This is a genomic window from Psychrobacter sp. PL19 (genome assembly GCF_017875835.1).
Taxonomy (GTDB): Bacteria; Pseudomonadota; Gammaproteobacteria; order Pseudomonadales; family Moraxellaceae; genus Psychrobacter.
On the sequence record NZ_JAGING010000001.1, the window covers coordinates 1,206,864 to 1,228,036 of the forward strand.

The window sequence follows — 21,173 nt, forward strand, 5'->3', positions numbered from 1 at the left end:
AATGTCAACCGTTAAGCGAATAGATGGTATAAAAAATGCAGGATTGTTACTTAAAGGGTCACTGAACACTCGCTCAAGTTTTAATATGAGCAGTTATTATCAACAGTCTTTAAATAATTTAAGAAGGCATTACTTAATAAGAAGGCATTACTATAGTCAAATAGCAAAAACCACAGCATTACACTGTGGTTCTCTGGTTTGGATAGTTAGTCTGTAGCGCCAGGAGTAAAATAGCCACAGGCTAAAATTACGCCTAAGCCACTAGCGCTTTAGAACATAACCACTTTAACAACGGCCACTTTAATAACGGCCACTTTAATAACGGTCACTCTAAAAACCGTGATCACCTGACAATGCTAAGTCCATTGAGCTGGTAGCAAAGTTATGCTCCGGCTGATTTAGGATATCGCGGGTGATTTTGCCCGCAGCAATTTCGCGTAGCGCCAAGACCGTAGGCTTGTCATTATCGACTTCAACTAACGGCTCAGCGATACCTTTGGCTAACTGACGGGCGCGTTTGCTGGCGACTAACACCAGCTCAAAGCGATTATCAACATTATCCAAACAATCTTCAATCGTCACTCGTGCCATAGATAGCTACCTCGGTTGTTTTTATTAGCAGCAGATATGGTTCGCTACCCAATAAAAATAGTAATAATAATATAAAAATGTATGAAGGTTAAATAACCAACTATTATAGCATTTTTTGTTTAGTCGCGCAGTTGCTTTTTATACTTAATCTATTCGAAGTGGTATCGGCTTAAGTTTGATTGTTTGGTCAATCATTTAAATTATTATTAAGTAGGGTGGTAATGGTACGGTGATAGCGTTGCTGCTGGCGTTTTAGAGTCTGTCTATCAGCGACGATAATGGCTTTTAGTTCCGTCAGCGCGACTTCAAAATTGTCATTAATAAGAACAAAGTCAAAATGAACGTATTGCGCCATTTCTGTGACCGCTCCAGATAGGCGTTGCTCTATGACCTCTATAGTGTCTTGAGCGCGGGTCGATAGCCGTTGGCGTAACGTTGCAATACTTGGTGGCAAGATAAAAATCATGGTGGCCTCAGTAAATATCTTTTTGACCTGTAAGGCACCTTGCCAATCAATTTCCAAAATCACATCAACACCCGCGTCTAACTGCGTGCGCACGCTTTGTTCTGAGGTGCCGTAATAATTGCCAAAAACTTCTGCGTGCTCCAAAAATTTACCCTCGCTGATAGCCGCAGTAAAGGCCTCTACTTCGGTGAAATGATAATGGTGACCATCAATCTCGCCAGGACGCGAGGCGCGGGTGGTGTGGGAAATACTCACGGTCAAGTCGTTGGTGGTGGCGAGTAGCTGCTTCACCAGTGAGGTCTTGCCTGTACCGGAGGCGGCGGTAATAATAAATAGCGAACCTGTCATACCGTATATCCTAAAAAAGTTATAGTCTGACCAATATAAAACCGCTATAGCGTCAATCTCGCTAATCGCAATAATGTAGCGCTTATATCTGGTTTTCTGTTATCGATGTTAGTGTAGGTTGATTATATAGAAATAAAAATAACCAAAGTTAAAGAATGAAACACAGTTTAAAAAACGATTGTCAAAAGTGGCTGGTAAAAATAGAAAACGTCTTCATTTAGACGGTTATAGATGACGAATGTTTAACAATGCCTGCATTTTATAGCACTATAAGATTGAAGTAACCGTTTTTTAACAGTCAGTAACTGCTATTTTAAAGGGCAATAAAAGCAAATTATGCTAAAGTAGGGCATTCGCTTTGAAACCAAATTATCCAATGATAGGCCACCTTATGCAAATTTATCTTGCCAATCCACGTGGATTTTGTGCTGGTGTGGATCGCGCGATTGCGATAGTCAACCAAGCCTTAACGCGTTTTGAGCCCCCCATCTATGTTCGTCACGAAGTGGTGCACAATAAGTTTGTAGTTTCAGACTTAGCCAATCGCGGGGCCGTGTTCGTCGAAGAGCTCCATGAAGTACCCGATGGCTCGATTGTTATTTTTTCGGCGCATGGGGTGTCAAAAGCAGTCGAAGATGAAGCCACAAGGCGTGATCTGACCGTATTTGATGCCACTTGCCCTCTAGTTACTAAAGTGCATATGGAAGTAGCAAAGTTCGCTAATGAGGGCATGGACGCTGTGCTGATTGGCCATGCTGGCCATCCTGAAGTTGAAGGTACGATGGGACGTTTCAGCCACCGTCATGGCGGCCACATTCATTTGGTTGAAAATGAAGCCGATGTCGAAAAGTTAACGGTACAAAATGCTGAGCGTCTAGCATTTGTGACTCAAACTACTTTATCGATGGATGACACCGCTCGAGTCATTGATGCGCTGCGTGTCAAATTCCCAAGCATTCAAGGTCCACGTAAAGATGATATCTGTTACGCCACTCAAAACCGTCAAGATGCCGTTAAAGATTTAGCGAGTCGTTGTGAGGTGGTATTGGTCGTTGGTTCACCAAACTCATCAAACTCTAATCGTTTGCGTGAGCTGGCTGAGCGCATGAATTGTCAGGCTTATTTGATCGATAATGCTAGTGAAATGAGTAGTATCTGGTTCGATGGTGTACAGAGTGTTGGCGTTACCGCTGGTGCTTCAGCGCCTGAAGTACTGATTCAAGAAGTACTGCAACAGCTGCAAGATTGGGGTGGTCAAATGCCCAATGAGCTAGCAGGTATTAAGGAGGATGTGATCTTTAGTCTACCCAAGGAATTGCGTATTCCAGTCGCACAAGTTAGCAAGTAGAGTCAATATCCTGTCAAGGATATGAGTTAGTAACCCCATATTTCATATAATAATAGCAACTGCTTATACTGTGCGTTGCTATAAAGTAAGTGCTTATAGCAAGTAAGTGCTTATGAATAACAGCGTCTCACAAAAGAGAATATTGCTACTAAAAACTATTCATAAAAAAAGTTAAGGATAACGATGTCAGCTTATTATCAATGTGTCGAACGCGAACAGCAAGCAGATGGGGTCAGTGTTGCGCATTATCAGCCCACCGAGCATGCGCAAGGGGCGTGGAACGAGCACGAACAGCATATGGCACCAGCTACTGGGGTTCTTAGCCGCGAGCTCAGCCAGTTTGCGCCGCAAGACAACATGCGTATTGCTCGTATTAGCCTTGATATCTTAGGGCTGATACCGCTTGATGACTTTACCATTACTACGCGCTGTATTCGTCCCGGTAAGACCATTGAGCTGATTGAGTCGGTAATGAGCAGTCGGGATCGTGATTGTATCATTGCTCGCGCTTGGCGACTGTTGACTCAAGATACCAGCATGATTGCAGGGCTTGAAGACAAAAGCGCGCCCCATCAGCCTGATGAGTTACCCGTTTGGGACGACATGAAAGGTTGGCCGGGTGGTTTTATCAAAAGCGTGCGTCTAGTCGCTGAGGCAGACCGTCGTCCTGGTAAAGGTATGGTGTGGATAACCACCGATGTTGATATGATAGCTGACGAACCCACTGATGACTTAGTGCACCTTTTAGGTATGGTCGATACCGCCAACGGCGTGGTTCCTAGGCTTGGGCTGGGATTAGCAGATGCTGGTTGGATGTTCCCTAATACCGACTTACAAATTCATATGCACCGCTCACCACAAGGTCGCTGGTTGGGTATTGAGGCGGTACAACAGTACGGTACTGATGGCATAGGTGTGACCAGTAGCGTACTTCATGACACCCAGGGACCCTTTGGGCGTAGTGAACAAATTCTCACTATCCGTCCAATGCCCCGTTAAATTTGTCGTTATTGCTAATAAATGACGTACAGACAAGCTAATAACCATAATAAAGACCACTTAAAGCAGCTGGGGCGCTTGAATTTTTGTTCAGCGCCCCTATTTGTATAACCAGTGTGGTGGTATTTAACCTTAATAATGATGTTTATAGCAGTAGCACCTTGCTATGAACGACTCTCTTTTATTTCGAACTGACTAAAAACAGATTTAGCTTGAATACCGCTATTTTATAGTAAATATCATATAACAATACAAAGGAGTTTTTATGAGTGAGTCGACCCCAGTTGATGGCCAAAGTGCTGAAGAACAAAACCCAGAATTAAAAAAACATACTTTTGAAGCGGAAGTTGCCCAATTATTGCACTTGGTGACTCATTCGCTTTATTCTAATGCTGACATCTTCGTCCGTGAGTTGGTTTCAAACGCTTCTGATGCCTGTGATAAATTGCGTTTTGAAGCCACCAACGATGACAGTCTTTATGAAAATGATGGCGAGCTGCGCATTCGTATTGCCGTTGATGAAGCCGCTAAGACTATTACCTTTACCGATAACGGTATTGGTATGAACGAAGCCGATGCTATTGATAACTTAGGGACGATTGCCAAATCAGGCACTAAAGCTTTTTTGGACAAATTGTCTGAATCACAAAAACAAGACGGTCAGCTGATTGGTCAGTTCGGGGTGGGTTTTTATTCAGGCTTTATCGTCTCTGACACTATCAGTGTTGAGTCGCGCAAAGCGGGCGATCCTGCAGACAATGGCGTGCGCTGGGTATCTGATGGCACGGGTGTATTTACTGTTGAGCTTATCAATAAGGCTACGCGTGGCACAGCTATTACTTTGCATCTTAAAGAAGAATATTCTGAGGGCGAAGACAGCTATTTAGACCGCAATAAAATTAAGCGCTTGGTTAATAAATATTCAGACCATATCAGCTTGCCTATTCAAATGCGTAAAGAAATTTGGCAAGAAGACGCCGTTGAAGAAGGGCAAGCAGACGATGGAGCTGATGCAAGTGCGCCAGCTGGTGGTGAGATGGTACTCACTGATGAGTGGGAAACCATCAATAAAGCCAGCGCTTTATGGACGCGTTCCGCTTCTGAGATTGATGACCAAGAGTATATCGATTTTTATAAAAACATTACTTATGACATGGATGAGCCGTTGACCTGGACACACAATCGGGTGGAAGGCCGTGTGCAATATACCCAGATGTTATATATCCCCAAAACCGCCCCAGTCGACCTATATACTCGTGAACAGCAGCATGGTTTAAAGCTTTATGTCAAACGGGTCTTCATCATGGACGACGCCGAGCAACTGCTACCAATGTACTTGCGTTTCGTCAAAGGTGTTATTGATTCAGCAGATTTACCACTCAACGTCAGCCGCGAAATATTACAAGAATCGCGTGATGTGAAATCGATTCGTGAAGGTAACGCCCGCCGTATCCTAACGATGTTGGCAAGTCTGGCCAACAGCGAAGACAGCGGTAAGCAAGAAAAATTTGCCCAGTTCTACGCCGAATTTGGCGATGTTATTAAAGAAGGGGTTGGCGAAGACACCGGCAATCAAGAACGCATTGCCAAGTTGTTACGTTATGCCACCAGCACTCAAGAAAGTGTCACGACTAGCTTTGAAGACTACAAAGCGCGTATGAAAGACGGTCAAAAATCTATCTATTACCTGACTGCTGATAACCTGACCGCTGCCAAAAATAGCCCACAGTTAGAGCTATTTAAGAAAAAAGGCATCGAAGTTATCTTTATGACCAGCCGTGTCGATGAATGGGCGATGAACTTCTTAACTGAGTTTGATGGCACACCATTACAGAACATTGCTAAGGGTGCGGTTGATTTAGGCGACTTGCAAGATGATGCTGAAAAGGCCGAAGCTGAAAAGGCGCAAGAAACGCTTAAACCGGTCGTTGATAAACTAAAAATAGCACTAGGCGAACGTGCAAAAGACGTGAAAGTCTCAACGCGGTTAGTGGACAGTCCTGCCTGTTTAGTAGTTGGTGAAGGTGAGTTGTCACCACAGATGATTCAGATGCTCAAGCAAATGGGACAGGAAGTACCAGAAAGTAAGCCCACGCTTGAAATTAATCCTGAGCATCCCTTGATTCAAAAGCTTGAAAGTAGCGCTGATTTTGACGACAGTTTTGACAAGCTGGCACAAGTGATTTTTGATCAAGCGCTGTTAGCCGATGGGGGACAGCTTGAAGATCCAGCCGCTTATCTAAAACGTGTTAACGAGCTATTAATGAGATAGCTTTTATTAATAAAGTGTCAGAACTTGATAGTAAAATTTGATTATAATGGAAAAGAGGTCTTAAACTAAGGCCTCTTTTTTTGATGGTTGTCTGCTGTTATTCACGATTTTTTAGGCTTATTATGAGCTGCTAAACCTTTCACAATAATTTAATGATATTTTTATCCAGATAGTGTCATTTTTTACAAATTAGGCTTATCGTCATAACTGACAATCCGTTACAATCGCGATAGATTAGCAGGCTAAACTAGCAAACTATGTTATTTATTCCTTGTTATTACTTTATTTCTCTCGACTTGATGAGGTCTAAGTCTTTGTCACTTTCGTCGCATAAAACCATCTCTCTTCAGCGTTTTTCGCTTAATTTCGCTGCCAATATTATTGCTGCCTTATGGATGCTGATAGGGTCAACGCGCGCGTTTTCTTGGGTCAAGCCAACCTTCATACAATTTGCACTGTTTGCATTGCTAGCTTTGGGTAGCAACGTGCTGTTTTCATGGTTGGCTGCTGAAAATGGTAGCGTCTTTAATGAGCAAGGTTTGGTCAGTTATTTGATCTGGCCGATGATTATTTTATTAGGCGGTATTATTCTTGCACGGCGCTCGGGTAATCAATCGATGGTTTTTGTGCCTGTGGTGCTGTGGTTGGTTGCTGATACGCTATCGGCGCTGTTACAAAGTATGGTACAGTTTTTGGGCAGTCATGGCTGGCTACCTGAATGGAGCTATTCATTTTTACCGATACTATTTCTAATACTTTTCTTATGGCAAACGCTGGCCTTATTATGGGTCTTTTCTCGCCGCCTACGTACACCCTGGTGGGAGCGCATCATTGTATTGATAGGCGCCGTGGCGCTATTAACCATCTGGCAACGCAATGTCGCAGACCAGCCTATTTTTAAACAAATTCCTGTGCAGCCGGTATTGGAAGAAGCGGTGTTATATGAGCAGCCACGTCTGCTACAGCAAGCGCTAGATAGTATCAATCCAAGCGTACCTGGCAAAAGTGATTGGTATTTTATGGGTGTGGCTGGGTTTTCAGACCAGAACGTTTTTCGCTCGGAGATCAATAAAGTGCGTCAATTATTTGATGTGCGTTTTGGCACTAGTGGCAACTCGCTTGCCTTGATTAACAATACTTATAGTTGGCTTGATGAGCCGATTGCTAGCAAAACCAGTATTCTGCAGGGGCTAAAAAAGATCGGTCAGCAGATGAATGCAGATGAAGATGTGTTGTTACTAACCCTATCATCGCATGGCGACCAAAACATCATTCAACTGGCAAATCCGCCGCTTGAAATGGATAATTTGGATGCCACATGGTTACGCGAGGCGTTAGACGCTTCCGGTATTCGCTGGCGCGTGATTGTAGTCTCTGCCTGTTATTCAGGTTCCTTTATTGATGAGCTGGCTTCACCGACTACCGTCGTTATCACGGCCTCAGCGGCGGATAAGATGTCGTTTGGCTGTACTAATACGGCAGAGATGACTTACTTTGGCCAAGCCTTTTTTGCTGAGAGCCTACGCGAGAACACCAGCTTTGCAGCCGCATTTAAGGATGCCAGTCAGCGAGTCAGTGAGCGCGAAGGCTTTATGGGCTTTGAGCCCTCTGAGCCCCAAATGGTAGTCGGCAGTCTGATGCAGACCGCGCTTCCTGCTTTTGAGCAGGTGTTATTCAGTAATACCCAATCCTCTATAGCAAACATCACTGATAATACGGGTGCTGCTGAGGTTACTGACGCTACTGATGTCACCATAAATATTGAGGCCGATACGATATCTGAGACCGCGACAATCAATGAATGATGAATAAAACAAATGCAGTCGTATGTAAAAGGTAACTTCCGCTTAATAATGAGCTATATAATACCAACGATACCCGCCGTTATAGCTCGTATAATCATTACTGTAAACCTTTTTCTCATTATAAACTCTAGTATCATTATAAACTTCAGTATCGTTTGGTCAGCTACTTTCATAGTTGGCCTAAAGTTACAAGTCAGTGTTATTGAAGTCAGCTTTCTATAAAAATTGCTTATCAATAGCCTCGTAAGCCTAGATAATGATGATTTGGGCTTACTGGGCTCAAGAGTATAATAATAAAAACAGTAGTCGAAATACTTGGAAAAACACTAAAGTGCTAAGGCTCATATAACTAAAACCTATATAAACAATGCTTATTTTTATTATTTCGCCCATTAGGTAATATTCATTGAATAAATTTTAGATAAAAAAGGTCTTAATTATGAATAACTATTACGCCCACAGTCTACCTGCTAATTCAAAACTAACCCAAAAGAGCGTTAACCGTTGCTTTAACGGTGAGCAGCATTATTATAGTCATCAATCGACGACTACCAAAACTCCGATGACTTTTAGCGTTTATTTACCTGATGAAGCGCTTGCAGGTCGTCGCTGTCCTGCCATCATGTACTTGTCAGGCCTGACCTGTAATGCTGATAACGTCACTCATAAAGCCCATTTCCAACAAAGATGTAGCGAACTGGGTATAATATTTATTGCCCCAGATAGCTCTCCTCGTAGTGATACTGATATTGATGTCCCCAATGATGAGCGCTATTTTGTCGGTCAAGGTGCCAGCTATTACATCGATGCGACTTGTGCACCATGGGCAGAGAATTTTAATATGCAAAGCTACATTGCTGATGAGCTATATGACTTGCTGCGTGCAGAGCTTGCTATTAGTAGTATTGGCATCATGGGCCATTCCATGGGCGGTCATGGCGCATTACTATTAGGTTTTAAGTTTCCGAGTAAGTTTGTCAGTGTCTCAGCGTTATCGCCAGTCTGTGCAGCGAGTGAATCAGCATGGGGTCAAGCGGCCTATACGGAATACTTTGGCGATGACAAAGCCTTATGGCAGCAGTCTGATGCAGCGCATACGATTGAGACCGTTGGACGCCAGTATCTGAATATCTTGGTGGATCAAGGTGCCGCAGATCAGTTCTTAGCAGACGGACAGCTACAAACGCCAAAGCTGCAGCAAGCTTGCAAAAAAGCACAGCAACCGTTAACGCTACGCTATCAAGCGGGTCATGACCATAGCTATTACTTCATCCAAACGGTAATCAACGACCATATCGAGCATCACTGGCGCATGGCGCAACTGAGCTAAACAGTGGCTAAAATTAATAGGATCGTATTTCACAAAAAATATAGTAGACAACAAGGCGTATAAACGCTTTAAAGGCAATTACCATGGCAAATCTTCAGGCATTACCAGTGGCTGATCCATTAAACGAAAAGCAACGAAAAGCGGAGTCGTCGCTTGCCATTATGCAGGCTGATATAGATAAGGCATTAGAGAAAAAGCAGAAAGAAAAGCAACAAGCTCGTACTGATCCGTCTAGTACTGTTAAGTCAAATGAGTCGCTATCAAAAGTAACCGATGTGGCAGATAATACAACACTAGATGCTGAGCAACTGTCACGAGTGATAGAGATGGCATGGGAAGATAGAACGCCGTTTGCGGCGATAGAATACAGTTATGGACTCGCTGAAGCGGATGTCATTATATTGATGCGTCAGGAATTAAAGAGGTCTTCTTTTCGATTGTGGCGGCAGCGGGTGACTGGTCGTTCGACTAAGCATCAAGCAAAACGTCCATTTATGGTAGGCCGTGCTTATTGTAAAACTCAATATAAGCAACGATAGCATTTTTTTCCTATTCTCATTGATATTATTGGTATTTCAAGCACACGTTAACTAGGTAGCTTCCTATGATTTGTCCGTCCACGCCTTACTTAATCGCCCCATCTATCTTGTCTGCTGACTTTGCCCGTCTGGGTGAAGAGGTCGATAGCGTTTTAAAGGCGGGAGCCGACGTGATTCATTTTGATGTGATGGACAATCATTATGTACCGAACCTCACTTTTGGTAGTATGATATGTAAAGCCCTGCGTGATTATGGTATTGACGCGCCTATTGATGTGCATCTAATGGTATCACCGGTTGACGGTATGATTGAGCAGTTCTTAGAGGCTGGTGCCAGTATTATTACTTTTCATCCAGAAGCCAGTGGCCACGTCGATCGTTCATTACAACTGATTAAAGACGGTGGTGCGAAATGTGGCTTGGTGCTCAATCCTGCCACCTCGCTGCATCACTTAGACTACGTGATGGATAAGGTTGACCAAATCCTTTTAATGAGCGTGAACCCTGGGTTTGGTGGTCAATCGTTTATTGAAAACACTTTAGATAAGGTACGTGAAGTACGGCAGCTGATTACCACTAGTGGTCGTGATATCAGACTAGAAGTAGATGGTGGTATCAAAGCCAACAACATCCGCGCTATTGCTGAGGCAGGTGCTGATATGTTCGTCGCCGGCTCTGCTATTTTTAACCAACCAGACTATCGCGCTGCCATTACCGCTATGCGCGATGAGCTAGCATTAGCAAACAGTAACTCGTAAATGTTATATTAAAAGAGTCGGTTTTTGAATCATTGATTTACTAAAATCTTAATCTGCTAAAGCAGTGTTTCATTAAACTATCTAATCGCATTAATTGTCAGTTATATAGAGGTGACATATGGATACGCAACAATCATTTGCTCAGTCTGCACTTCCTATCCAAGCGCAGAACGCTAAACATGACTCTGGATCTTCTAGCGTCAAATCTCCGAGCCTAGTTCCGAAAGGGTTGACCATTGGTCTAGCAGTCTTTGCCTTAATTTTAAGTTTGGCTGGTTACGGCTTCCGCCTAATAGTGGGCGACAATCTTGGAGAAGTATTGCGGCACGCGTCAGTGGTAGTGTCTGCATTTATGATCGGTATTCCGCTATTTTTTTGGCTGGGGTCTCGTCTGCTCAATAAAGTTAAAGGCATGCATATTCAGAGCTGGAATGCGGTTAGCTTGGGCTACCTAACATCTTGCATCTCTCTATTATGGTTGATGGGTACTTATAGCTGATTCTAAAATATTATCTACTATATTCTTAGATCGACTAACTTCTAATCAATAAGTCGCCTCGTTCAACTGTGACTGGACTTTTGCATGCAAATAATACCAGATAAAATATCAAAGACTATTTTCCCAAAAGACTTACCAAATAGTCTGTTTGTTATGTTGATTATTGGCTGCCTATTATTAGGGTTGGCGTCTTTGCGCCAGGGGACGGGCCTACAAAGTTGGCTTAATGTCATCGAAAACTGGCTGCTGATGCTATTAATACTACCGACAGCAACTGCCGCAGTATCGCTGCCTTTTAAATACCGTGACCCTACCTTCGAGCTAAAACTGGTCTATTATCTCGGTATGTTTGTAGCATTCTTATTCACCTTAGGAAAATTACGTTACTGGCGTTAGTTTGTCGTCTTTTTTATGCCTCTTATATAAGATCATTGGTAAGACTCTTGTGGTAGCCCTTGAATTCTAAGGTCAAAGCGTCCATTGTATGATTATGATATATTTGCCCGCGTTACTATAAAAGGGTTGGAGATGGTAGCTTTTATTCGCTTACCATCTTTATGCAAGTATAAGACGGGATAATAAGGAAAACGCCAAATGCCATACGATATTGATAACGAAATAGAAGTGGATACTGACAATAGCGATCAGTTTTCAGGTTTTGCCAAAGAGACCACTCTTGAGCTAGTAGAAGCGGATGATGGAACGTTACTATTACGCGATACTGAGAATGATGAAGATCCGCTGATGACTATTGATTTTTCGGACAAACTCAAAGAGCTACTTGGTAGTGACACTCAGTCCATTGGCCAGCATATGATCCATGCCGCTATTCAGGTCATTATGAAAAAGCAGATGAGCCAGTGGCATGCACATGTTTATGATAAAGAGCCAACCCATTATAGTTAGTTGCGCTAGTAAAAAATAAATATGATTATCTGGTTCCTAGTAAACATTTAAAATAGCGACAATAAAAAAGGGTTTATCAATTGATAAACCCTTTTTTATTGTCTTCAAATCATACCCATTATTTAATGGTTATTACTTGATTTTTGCTTCTTTAAACATCACGTGTTGGCGAATTTTTGGATCAAACTTTTTGATCTCCATTTTGCCAGGCATCGTGCGCTTGTTTTTGGTAGTAGTGTAGTAATACCCAGTACCAGCAGATGATACCAATTTAATTTTATCTCTCATGATAGCTTTCCTTTAAATGATGGCATGCAAGCACTTGGCTTAAACTTTTTGACCTTGTGCGCGCAAATCTGCTAACACTTTATCAATACCTAGTTTGTCAATGATGCGCATACCTTTAGTAGATATACGTAGACGCACAAAACGATTTTCAGATTCTACCCAAAAACGATGGCGTTGAAGGTTTGGTAGAAAGCGACGACGGGTTTTGTTGTTTGCGTGCGAAACATTATTACCCACCATAGGGCGCTTTCCAGTCACTTGGCAAACTCTAGACATGGCGAACTCCTAACTATGAAGTATGAGGGTTTCTCATACCAGTCTGGGCAAGTTTCGCGCATTTGCGGCATGGACACAGCAAGCGGAATCATTGCACCAAACAAAACTATATGAAGGTTGAGCTGATATTCCTATCATCTAAAGGCAAATAACAGGTCGATCAATTCAGAATATTTTAAAGCCGACATTTATACCACAAATTCTATCAATACTCAAATTATTTTGTGATGGTTGTCGTTATAAAGACTGGCTATTATACCTGTATTTTGCCTGGTTATGTGATCGATTATCTAGTGACAGGATTAAATTTAGAGTTGTAAGTTTTAGCAAAAGTTAGTAAAGTTGCCGTTATAAATTTAATACAAAATATTAATATAACTGTTACTAATATAAATATATGCATCGCCACTTTGTTTGCGAGATTATTGCAAAGACATTGTAATAATCTTTGTTTGCTTGTTGGAACAAGTTCCTGCCGATGCGGAGTCCGAAATATGTCCTATAGTCCGTTATCATTTACTTCCAAATTATTTCAACTTACAGCGCTGACTTGCGCGCTGGCACTAGCAGGTTGCGGTGGCGGTGGTGGTGGCGATACAATTGCGCCAGAACCTGACTTAGGTGTGACGCAGCCTGGTAGCGGTGATAATGGTGGTGGGGAGCAAACTGTTGAAGAGCTTAATATTGTAAATAGCAGATTAGTCGATGAGGATGGTAATTCAATTAATACAGTTAGTCTAAATGGGGCTTATTACGAAGTAGAAGTGACTGATGAAAATAATCAACCAGTCCCAAATGCTAAAGTCAGCTTTGCTATCGATGCTGAAGGAATTGAGCTATCACAAACCACATCAGGCTCTATGTTGACGGATAACGAAGGTAAAGCACGTATTTTCTTAAAGCCTACCAGCCCTGATGTTTCAGGCGCATACTCTATATCAGCAACTGTAAGCGATAACGATAATAATACAGCTACTAGTAATCTGACCTTTTCGGTACAGACTACCAGAGTTATGATAAGTCCATTGATATTTAAAGAGACGAATCTAATATCTGGTGGACAAACTATGGTATCGCTTAAGGTTAGCGATCCAACTGGTAATCTACTAAGTGGGGTAATGGTCAATTTGAACGCTGATTGCGGACAGCTGCCTGATCAAATTACTTCTGACTCCGATGGTGCCATCGAGTTTGTCTATAATAGTATTGATCAGGATAATATTCTATGTAGTGGGATGGTTCGCATATCTGCAAGTACAGGTAATTCAAACCAATCTGCTAACATTATGATTCGAGCTCCTCAAGCTAACTCTATTGTCTATACGTCTAATGAGCTGACGCTTGGTATTCAGAACAGTGGCTCTTCAAGAACAGGCACAGTAGAGTTTACTGTCTATTCAAATAATGTCCCTGTACCTAACGCAAACGTTATATTGTCACTAGAAAAATCACCTCTTAGATTGTCGTTTGGCTCATTGGATAATAGATCTGACATCCGTGCTACAACGGATAGGAATGGTAAAGTATCCGTTGATATTTATCCTGGTACTACACCTGGGCCAGTGGAAATTAAAGCAACGTTGGCTAGTGATCCTCGTATTAATGGATTATCAAAAGGTATCTCCATTGCAAGCTCGCGGGTAACTCAAGATGGACTCAGTATATCATTTGGCTCAAACGCCTTAGACTGGAGTCTTGATGGTGATGAAACTAAAATCGTAGCCCGTATGGTAGACCGCAACGGCAACTCAGTACCTAATGGTACTGTTATTAACTTTACGACTGAAGGTGGCAAAGTGTCACCCGCAAGTTGTGCAACTAATGATGGCGTTTGCGAGGTTACTTTCTCAACTCAGAACCCACGTCCAGGTGATGGTCGCACCAGTGTTCTAGCGGTTGCAGAAGGCGAAAAATCATATATTGATTTAAATCAGAATAATGCTTGGGATGAATGTAAAGTAATTGGTGAAAGAGATGGTAAAAAAATATACGAAACGCCAAGCCCTACTACTTGTGATGTTTTAGTACATAATATTGGTGATACTTTCCGTGATGATAACGAGAATAATACTTATGAGATAGGTGAATTTACTTATCCATCAGTAACTCAAGCGGAACAGGACTGTGAAAATAATATTAGACAGTTTATTCAACTTAAATTCCCGACAGCTAGTGAGATTCAGAAACAAAGATTCGAACAGGATTATGTCTCTAAGTATGTTTCGCCTAATAAAGACGAAACCTGTAACTCAGGATTAGATACTGTCGTACGTTACCAATCCATTCAACTGTTAACATTGGGTCAAAGAGAAGCTGAATTTACTTTAGTAAATGCTAGTGGCAACTTACTATCTCCAGAGACTATAAAGTCAACAGATACGACAGTTAGAGTTCGTATTAATAGTGGTGGGTTTTTAGGTCTAAACCCTATGCCATCAGGAACGACGATTTCTGGAACTATGATAGTAAAAACACAGTCTACAAATCAGCCTATGGTTCAGGTTTCAACTGGAAATTCATCGAATAGCTATAAGATAAGAATATCAAACTTAACCCCAAATAAATCTTATAGCTTTATAGTTAAAGATAAAGGTGAGAACGATACAACTGTAGATAGAGACTATACGTTTATGTCCAATCCTGAAGGTATTATACAAGAAGATATAATGCTAGATAGTAGACCTAAGGTTGCCGATGTATCGGATATTGCGCTTACTAAGACAGGAGGACAGTGTCAAGTAACCTTAGAAAGCCCTGCACAAGTTCCTGACATTGTTAGCACTGGTTTGCCGGGCGTAAATACAGGTACTATTTCTAGATTCTCAATTGAAAACTGTCAGGCTGGTGATAAGTTTAAAGTATCCGCAACTTCGCCTAGCAATAATACTAGTAGTGATATTTATACTATCCAATAAGTTGCATAAGCGAAAAATATAAAACCCCCAACCCCGCGTTGGGGGTTTTTGCATTATTAGCCTTTATAGTTAAAAATGACTGATACAGTCAGCAAAATTATCTAAAAGCGATTAAAATAACCGATTTGCTATGCTGCCAATAGATTTTTAAGTCAGGTAGATGGTTATAATTTATTTTTAAATTGGGTGCACTATGTCAGACACTGTAAATATTACGTCATCAACAGCGCCAATGAACACTGCAGTTAGCGCTACTGATATCGATACCGCCACGTTATTGATTAAATGCAAAGATCAAGCGGGTATTGTTCAAGCGGTATCAGAGTTTATTCACCGTTATGGTGCTAATATTATTAGCTTAGATCAGTATTCAACCGCCCATGAAGGCGGGCAGTATTTTATGCGCTTGGAGTTTGTGTTAGCAGGCTTGAGCGATATTATTGATAACTTCCAAGCCAGCTTTGCCTATACGGTAGCCAAGCGCCACAATATGACCTGGCGTTTACATGATAACTCGATTAAGATTAAGGTTGGCATCTTGGTATCGAAGTTTGACCACGCCTTACTAGACTTATTATGGCGGCATCAACGTGGTTTGCTTGATTGTCAGATTACTTCCGTAGTCAGCAACCATGCTGATTTACGGCAAGCGGTCGAAAATTTTGGCATTACTTTTCATCATATCCCCGTTACTAAAGACAATAAAGCGGACGCAGAAGCCCAAATTCACGAGTTGATGGCAGAGAATGACTTATTAGTGTTAGCGCGCTATATGCAAATTTTGTCGTCTGATTTTGTTAAGCGTTGGCCGATGCAGATTATAAATATCCACCATTCATTTCTGCCAGCATTTGTAGGTGCAGACCCTTATCGGCAAGCTTATGACAAGGGTGTGAAGCTGATTGGTGCGACGGCCCATTATGTGACTGCTGAGCTGGACCAGGGGCCTATTATTGAGCAAGACGTGCACCGTGTCACTCATCGTCAAGGGGTTGCTGATCTGCGCGCAATTGGACGTGATATAGAGCGCAACGTATTGGCGCGGGCGGTTAATTGGCATGTGCAAAATCGAGTGATTGTGACCGGTAATAAGACCGTGGTTTTTAATTAACAATGCGTCATCGAGACTACTTAGGCGAATAAGACGTTAAGCGAATAAGACGTTAAGCGAATGAGACGTTAAGACTGATTGTAAATAACTGGTCATAGCTAATGGTGTGAGCTATTTCGCTTGAGCTCACAGCAGCAGCTCTAAAACAAACTTGCTACCCACAAAGCCAATGGCTAATAAGATAAAAGCGTAAATGGTGATATTGGCAGCGTGTTTACCACGCCAGCCAGCACGCCAATTGCCTACGAGTAATACACCGAATAATAACCATGATAGAACGCTAAAGACCGTTTTATGAGCGATATGTTGCGCCAGCAAATCCTCTACATAAATAAATCCCAGCCCCAACGCGACACTGAGTAATACAAAGCCAACCAAGATCATATCGAACAATAAGCCTTCCATACTTTGTAAGGAAGGTAACTTGTTGACCCAAAAACGATGAATGGTATGATGCTTGAGCTCACGAATCTGTAGGCGCAGAAATAGTGCTTGCACCGCTGCCATCAGCAGCACACAATAAGCGGCAAATGATAATATAATATGTGCTTCAAGACCAATACTGACGTCAGTAAGTGGCTGATAAGGCGCGCGGCCAACATACCCGATAGTCATACCGAAAAGTGCAGTTGGTGCGGCTAATATACCAAGGCTGATAATAGGCCGGTATAGACAGAACAGCACGAAAAAAAACAAGAAAAACAAACTAACCAGACTAAAGACGTTAAATAGATTAAAATTTAGGCCGTATAAAGTAAAGATATAGGGATACAACAGCGCAGCGTGCGCCAACATGCCTACTATCAATAGGCCCAGACCGACGTTTTTATTAATCTGCTTGTTTGTAGTCAATGCCCAGCTGAGATGGATAATAACCACGATGTAAGCCATACTGGCTATCACAAACGCAAGTAACACAGGCAAGCCTCATTGAGTATCAGAAGTGCAGCATAGCCGCTCAAGTTAACCCTAAAATGGTATGATTAGAATAATTATTCAATTTATCATAAAATAGAGGCTAATTGAGAATCATCGCTATTATTATTTTAGCCACACTTGTATTAAAAAGTATTTATTCAACAAACGCTCTATATTTAGAGTCTAAATAGACATTCTACGGATAGTATTAATAGGCGAATAATATAAGTAGGCAGAAAGCCAGTAAGTCAAAACTATTTTAATTGACCGCCATATTGATTATCAACTAAAAAATTACCAATTCATTATTAACAGACCTATTATTAACTGAGAACTACTTATGTTTGATACCTTAACCGAACGCCTATCGTCGAGTCTGCGCAATATCGTCGGTACTGGGCAACTGACTGAAGACAACATCAAAGACACCTTACGTGAAGTGCGTATGGCGCTGCTAGAAGCCGATGTGGCGTTACCGGTAACTCGCGATTTTGTCAAACGCGTTAAAGAACAGGCGATGGGTGCTGAAGTACTTAAAGAGTTGGCACCCGGCCAAGCGTTTGTAAAGATTGTCCATGATGAGCTGACTGAGATGATGGGCAGTGCCAATCAGCAGTTAGAGATGACCGGCAAACCGCCTATCATCTATTTGCTGGCAGGGTTGCAAGGGGCAGGTAAAACCACTACCGCTGGTAAATTGGCCAAATATCTACAAGAGCGCCATAAGAAGAAAGTCATGCTGGTCTCAGCCGACGTCTATCGTCCGGCAGCGATTCAGCAGCTTGAGCAAGTAGCTGGGCAGGTTAATGCCAAGTTCGTTAACTCCAGTACTGATGAAAACCCGATTGATATTGCACTGCGTGCTATTGAAGAGGCCAAAATTCAATACCAAGATATCTTGATTATTGATACCGCAGGTCGTCTGGCGATTGACGAAACCATGATGGATGAGATTAAAGCGCTGACTGCAGCGGTCAATCCTTCTGAAACATTGTTCGTGGTCGATGCAATGACTGGCCAAGATGCGGCCAATACCGCTAAAGCCTTTAACGATGCGTTGCCATTAACTGGGGTGATCTTAACTAAGACTGACGGTGACGCTCGTGGCGGCGCCGCGCTATCTGTACGGGCTATTACTGGTAAGCCAATCAAGTTTTTAGGTCGCGGCGAAAAGTTAGACGCGCTAGAGCTGTTCCATCCTGAACGTATTGCCCAGCGTATTCTAGGTATGGGCGACGTACTAAGTTTGGTTGAAGAAGTTGAGCAAAAGATTGACCGCGACAAAGCCGAAAAAATGGCCAAAAAGATGCAAAAGGGTGGTGAGTTCGACCTTGATGATCTATTGACCCAGTTTCAGCAAATGAAAAGTATGGGCGGCATGTCAGGTTTCTTAGATAAGATGCCAGGCATGGGGGGCTCTGATATGCAAAAAGCGGTTGAAGATGCCAAGCCAGAAGAAAAAGTACGTGAGATGGAAGCGTTGATTAATTCAATGACTCCCTTTGAGCGTAAAAACCCAGACAAGATTAATCCAAGCCGGAAGCGCCGTATTGCTGCAGGCTCTGGGAAAGAAGTTCAAGATATCAACCGTCTGCTTAAACAACATAAGCAAATGGCAAAAATGATGAAAATGATTTCTAAGCCTGAAGGCATCAGTAAAATGATGAAATCTATGCAAGGACTAATGGGCGGCGGTGCATCTGGCGGCGGCGGTGGTGGTGGTCCGCTATTTGGTGGTGGTCAAGCGCAAAAAGGCCAAGGTGGCATGAAGGATGTCAACCAAGCACAAATGGCCAAGCAAATGGGTCTTGATCCCAACAATATGCCAAGCGCTGAAGACATGCAAAAGCAAATGCAAGACATGCCGGATAAATCATCAAAAAAGTTTAAAAAACGCTTTTAAATTAAGTCCGTCTTAACCCTAAAGACCCATAGTTCAATGCAACCCCCAAAGCTGATAAAGCGCTTTGGGGGTTTTTAAATCTATCAATAAATAAAGTATGAATAACATAGAAAGTGATAAAACTTGCTGAACCTAAATGCTATGATGGGCACTATTTTGTTACACCACCCGCTTAAGTCGAGGTCATGATGTTTTTAGCCATGGATACCGTGTTTGATCAGTGTTCAGTCGCCATACTTGATGGTACAGGTAAGGTTATATCGTGCCAAACTCAAACCGGTAAACGTCAGCAAACACAACAAATATTACCGATGATTGATGCTGCTTTGACTGAAAGCCAGCTAAGTCTGGCTGATTTTCAAGCTTTAATATTTAATCGTGGTCCTGGCGCATTTAGCGGTATTCGGATCAATACGGCGGTGGTACAAGCGTTATCGGTGGCCCATGATTTACCTTGTGTCGGCGTATCTAGCCTGCAAGCGATTGCGCAATGTGCTTACCAACGATATGGCTTAACACAAGCTTATAGCGCCCTTGATGCGCGCATGCAGCAAGTATATTTTGGCCATTATCAATTAGATAGCAAATTAGAAAATGCCATTATGCAACCGATAGTTGCGGAAAACAGTGATAGCACTGAGCAGTTGCTAGACTATGACAGCCAAACGCTGCTCAACGTGCCCATTGTTGGTAATGGTGCTGGCCTATTAAGGCTACACCATGAACAGACAATCCATGAAGATATCTGCCCTGATGCGACAGTGATTGGGCAATTAGGCATCGCACAGTTCATGACCTTGGGCGGTACAGAAGCGGCACTTGCCTTACCAAAATATCTACGCAATCAAGCTTGGAAAACTCTAAAAGAACAAGGCAAGGCATAATAATTCCGACCTTGATTTAAACACTATGCGTGACGGCTAGACCCCTTATCTCTCGAAAGTCTAGCAGCAACCGTATCACAACAATATAAAGCGACCAGCAGGTTCGTTTTTAGGAAAGCGATTGTGGATATCATCTTATTAATTCAAGCTGTCATCATGGGTATCGTTGAAGGTATCACTGAGTTTTTACCTATTTCCAGTACCGGCTATTTGATTTTATCAGCAGACTTAATGGGTTTTTGGACCAAAGAAAAAGTAGACTTGTTCGTTGTCGTTGTCCAATTGGGTGCTATTCTGGCGGTTATTTACGACTATTGGGGACGACTATGGCAAGCATTATTGGGACTACTAACCGGCAAGGCAGAAGGTCTTAATAATCCAAGACAACTGGGTTTGAGTCTCATTGTAGCCACCATTCCAGTGATGCTGGTGGGCTTTACCTTTGCCGATGAAATCAAAACTTATTTATTCAATCCTATTACCGTGGCGATTATGCTGATTATTGGTGGTTTTCTGATATTTTATGTGGAAAATCGTCCAAAAGTCATTATTGCCAATGAAGCAGAAGATGTCAGCTTTAAGACCGCTTTACTGATCGGTCTGTTCCAGTGTTTTGCCTTGATACCCGGCACGTCGCGTTCTGGTGCTACCATTGTCAGTGCCCTTTGGCTGGGCGTTTCGCGTAAAGCATCGGCGGAGTTTTCGTTCTTTTTAGGCATTCCAGTTATTGTGGGCGCTGCGCTGCTGGACTTACTCAAGCACGGTGACGTATTGACCAACCGTCAGGATTGGTTGGTACTGGGTATCGGTACTGTGGTGTCCTTTGTAGTGGCGCTATTGTGTATTCGTTGGTTGGTCGCATGGGTAAGTCTTCGCGACTTCAAAATATTTGCATGGTTGCGTATCGTTACCGGTGTAGTGGTATTGGTAGCCGCATGGGGCTTTGGCTATCAGTTTGCAGGCTAGCTTTTTATGAGCTTGAATGGGTCAAATGTATCATTCTGAGTGATAATTAAA

The 21,173-nt window shown here is 42.4% G+C and carries 20 protein-coding genes; 15 read left to right on the plus strand and 5 right to left on the minus strand.

Annotated elements, in window-relative coordinates; translation table 11 throughout:
• Positions 1 to 330: 330 nt before the first annotated feature.
• Both rpoZ and gmk read right to left on the minus strand, forming a co-directional pair.
• Positions 331 to 591, minus strand: a complete 261-nt coding sequence (rpoZ, locus tag H4W00_RS04890; protein WP_209956497.1) for a DNA-directed RNA polymerase subunit omega — start codon at positions 589 to 591, stop codon at positions 331 to 333.
• A gap of 187 nt (positions 592 to 778) precedes the next feature.
• Positions 779 to 1,405 carry a guanylate kinase gene (gene gmk, locus H4W00_RS04895; protein ID WP_209956498.1) on the minus strand — a complete coding sequence of 209 codons (627 nt, stop codon included), beginning with the start codon at positions 1,403 to 1,405 and terminating at the stop codon, positions 779 to 781.
• Between the two features lie 391 nt (positions 1,406 to 1,796).
• On the opposite strand from gmk, the gene ispH reads away from it, so the two are divergent.
• The 10 genes from ispH to H4W00_RS04945 all read left to right on the plus strand — a co-directional run bounded on the left by ispH (position 1,797) and on the right by H4W00_RS04945 (position 11,861).
• Positions 1,797 to 2,753, plus strand: coding sequence for a 4-hydroxy-3-methylbut-2-enyl diphosphate reductase (gene ispH, locus H4W00_RS04900; RefSeq protein ID WP_209956499.1), 957 nt, complete (start codon positions 1,797 to 1,799; stop codon positions 2,751 to 2,753).
• 183 nt (positions 2,754 to 2,936) lie between these two features.
• Positions 2,937 to 3,752: a thioesterase family protein gene (locus H4W00_RS04905; RefSeq protein WP_209956500.1), complete on the plus strand. Its 816-nt coding sequence runs from the start codon at positions 2,937 to 2,939 to the stop codon at positions 3,750 to 3,752.
• Between the two features lie 265 nt (positions 3,753 to 4,017).
• A complete protein-coding gene (gene htpG, locus H4W00_RS04910; protein WP_209956501.1) occupies positions 4,018 to 6,024 on the plus strand; it encodes a molecular chaperone HtpG in 2,007 nt (668 codons plus the stop codon).
• A gap of 314 nt (positions 6,025 to 6,338) precedes the next feature.
• Positions 6,339 to 7,829 (plus strand): C13 family peptidase, encoded by a 1,491-nt coding sequence (locus tag H4W00_RS04915; RefSeq protein ID WP_209956502.1) that lies wholly within the window; start codon positions 6,339 to 6,341, stop codon positions 7,827 to 7,829.
• Positions 7,830 to 8,268: 439 nt separating this feature from the next.
• A complete protein-coding gene (gene fghA / locus H4W00_RS04920) occupies positions 8,269 to 9,159 on the plus strand; it encodes an S-formylglutathione hydrolase (RefSeq protein ID WP_209956503.1) in 891 nt (296 codons plus the stop codon).
• Positions 9,160 to 9,434: 275 nt separating this feature from the next.
• Positions 9,435 to 9,698 carry a TIGR03643 family protein gene (locus H4W00_RS04925; RefSeq protein WP_327192546.1) on the plus strand — a complete coding sequence of 88 codons (264 nt, stop codon included), beginning with the start codon at positions 9,435 to 9,437 and terminating at the stop codon, positions 9,696 to 9,698.
• Positions 9,699 to 9,763: 65 nt separating this feature from the next.
• Positions 9,764 to 10,456, plus strand: a complete 693-nt coding sequence (gene rpe, locus H4W00_RS04930) for a ribulose-phosphate 3-epimerase (RefSeq protein ID WP_209956504.1) — start codon at positions 9,764 to 9,766, stop codon at positions 10,454 to 10,456.
• 118 nt (positions 10,457 to 10,574) lie between these two features.
• Positions 10,575 to 10,955 carry a hypothetical protein gene (locus H4W00_RS04935; RefSeq protein WP_442793085.1) on the plus strand — a complete coding sequence of 127 codons (381 nt, stop codon included), beginning with the start codon at positions 10,575 to 10,577 and terminating at the stop codon, positions 10,953 to 10,955.
• An 84-nt stretch (positions 10,956 to 11,039) separates the two neighbouring features.
• On the plus strand, positions 11,040 to 11,351 hold the full coding sequence (locus tag H4W00_RS04940) for a hypothetical protein (RefSeq protein ID WP_209956505.1): 312 nt from the start codon (positions 11,040 to 11,042) through the stop codon (positions 11,349 to 11,351).
• Between the two features lie 198 nt (positions 11,352 to 11,549).
• The gene (locus H4W00_RS04945; protein ID WP_209956506.1) at positions 11,550 to 11,861 is read left to right on the plus strand and encodes a hypothetical protein; all 312 of its coding nucleotides are present in this window, start codon (positions 11,550 to 11,552) and stop codon (positions 11,859 to 11,861) included.
• A 132-nt stretch (positions 11,862 to 11,993) separates the two neighbouring features.
• Here H4W00_RS04945 and rpmG read toward each other — a convergent pair whose 3' ends face one another.
• On the minus strand, positions 11,994 to 12,149 hold the full coding sequence (gene rpmG, locus H4W00_RS04950) for a 50S ribosomal protein L33 (RefSeq protein WP_209956507.1): 156 nt from the start codon (positions 12,147 to 12,149) through the stop codon (positions 11,994 to 11,996).
• A gap of 39 nt (positions 12,150 to 12,188) precedes the next feature.
• A complete protein-coding gene (rpmB, locus tag H4W00_RS04955; RefSeq protein ID WP_147224075.1) occupies positions 12,189 to 12,425 on the minus strand; it encodes a 50S ribosomal protein L28 in 237 nt (78 codons plus the stop codon).
• A 494-nt stretch (positions 12,426 to 12,919) separates the two neighbouring features.
• Between rpmB and H4W00_RS04960 the strand changes: the two genes are divergently transcribed.
• Entirely contained in the window at positions 12,920 to 15,340 is a 2,421-nt protein-coding gene (locus H4W00_RS04960) for an Ig-like domain-containing protein (protein WP_209956508.1), read from the plus strand.
• A gap of 232 nt (positions 15,341 to 15,572) precedes the next feature.
• A complete protein-coding gene (gene purU / locus H4W00_RS04965) occupies positions 15,573 to 16,451 on the plus strand; it encodes a formyltetrahydrofolate deformylase (protein WP_209958944.1) in 879 nt (292 codons plus the stop codon).
• Between the two features lie 126 nt (positions 16,452 to 16,577).
• On the opposite strand, the gene H4W00_RS04970 is transcribed toward purU, so the two are convergent.
• A complete protein-coding gene (locus tag H4W00_RS04970) occupies positions 16,578 to 17,369 on the minus strand; it encodes a cytochrome C assembly family protein (RefSeq protein ID WP_209956509.1) in 792 nt (263 codons plus the stop codon).
• A gap of 340 nt (positions 17,370 to 17,709) precedes the next feature.
• On the opposite strand from H4W00_RS04970, the gene ffh reads away from it, so the two are divergent.
• From ffh to H4W00_RS04985, 3 genes are all read left to right on the plus strand, one after another.
• Entirely contained in the window at positions 17,710 to 19,272 is a 1,563-nt protein-coding gene (gene ffh / locus H4W00_RS04975; protein WP_209956510.1) for a signal recognition particle protein, read from the plus strand.
• 188 nt (positions 19,273 to 19,460) lie between these two features.
• Positions 19,461 to 20,156: a tRNA (adenosine(37)-N6)-threonylcarbamoyltransferase complex dimerization subunit type 1 TsaB gene (gene tsaB / locus H4W00_RS04980; RefSeq protein ID WP_209958946.1), complete on the plus strand. Its 696-nt coding sequence runs from the start codon at positions 19,461 to 19,463 to the stop codon at positions 20,154 to 20,156.
• 123 nt (positions 20,157 to 20,279) lie between these two features.
• Positions 20,280 to 21,122 carry an undecaprenyl-diphosphate phosphatase gene (locus tag H4W00_RS04985; protein WP_209956511.1) on the plus strand — a complete coding sequence of 281 codons (843 nt, stop codon included), beginning with the start codon at positions 20,280 to 20,282 and terminating at the stop codon, positions 21,120 to 21,122.
• Positions 21,123 to 21,173: the final 51 nt, after the last annotated feature.

Bases quoted from the DNA above. Each gene is read 5' to 3' on its own strand.
- ffh (WP_209956510.1), top strand. From the start codon at position 17,710: ATGTTTGATACCTTAACCGAACGCCTATCGTCGAGTCTGCGCAATATC.
- gmk (WP_209956498.1), bottom strand. From the start codon at position 1,405: ATGACAGGTTCGCTATTTATTATTACCGCCGCCTCCGGTACAGGCAAG.
- fghA (WP_209956503.1), top strand. From the start codon at position 8,269: ATGAATAACTATTACGCCCACAGTCTACCTGCTAATTCAAAACTAACC.
- rpe (WP_209956504.1), top strand. From the start codon at position 9,764: ATGATTTGTCCGTCCACGCCTTACTTAATCGCCCCATCTATCTTGTCT.
- H4W00_RS04905 (WP_209956500.1), top strand. From the start codon at position 2,937: ATGTCAGCTTATTATCAATGTGTCGAACGCGAACAGCAAGCAGATGGG.
- H4W00_RS04940 (WP_209956505.1), top strand. From the start codon at position 11,040: ATGCAAATAATACCAGATAAAATATCAAAGACTATTTTCCCAAAAGAC.
- H4W00_RS04945 (WP_209956506.1), top strand. From the start codon at position 11,550: ATGCCATACGATATTGATAACGAAATAGAAGTGGATACTGACAATAGC.
- rpmG (WP_209956507.1), bottom strand. From the start codon at position 12,149: ATGAGAGATAAAATTAAATTGGTATCATCTGCTGGTACTGGGTATTAC.
- purU (WP_209958944.1), top strand. From the start codon at position 15,573: ATGAACACTGCAGTTAGCGCTACTGATATCGATACCGCCACGTTATTG.
- tsaB (WP_209958946.1), top strand. From the start codon at position 19,461: ATGTTTTTAGCCATGGATACCGTGTTTGATCAGTGTTCAGTCGCCATA.
- rpmB (WP_147224075.1), bottom strand. From the start codon at position 12,425: ATGTCTAGAGTTTGCCAAGTGACTGGAAAGCGCCCTATGGTGGGTAAT.
- ispH (WP_209956499.1), top strand. From the start codon at position 1,797: ATGCAAATTTATCTTGCCAATCCACGTGGATTTTGTGCTGGTGTGGAT.
- htpG (WP_209956501.1), top strand. From the start codon at position 4,018: ATGAGTGAGTCGACCCCAGTTGATGGCCAAAGTGCTGAAGAACAAAAC.
- H4W00_RS04935 (WP_442793085.1), top strand. From the start codon at position 10,575: ATGGATACGCAACAATCATTTGCTCAGTCTGCACTTCCTATCCAAGCG.
- rpoZ (WP_209956497.1), bottom strand. From the start codon at position 591: ATGGCACGAGTGACGATTGAAGATTGTTTGGATAATGTTGATAATCGC.
- H4W00_RS04960 (WP_209956508.1), top strand. From the start codon at position 12,920: ATGTCCTATAGTCCGTTATCATTTACTTCCAAATTATTTCAACTTACA.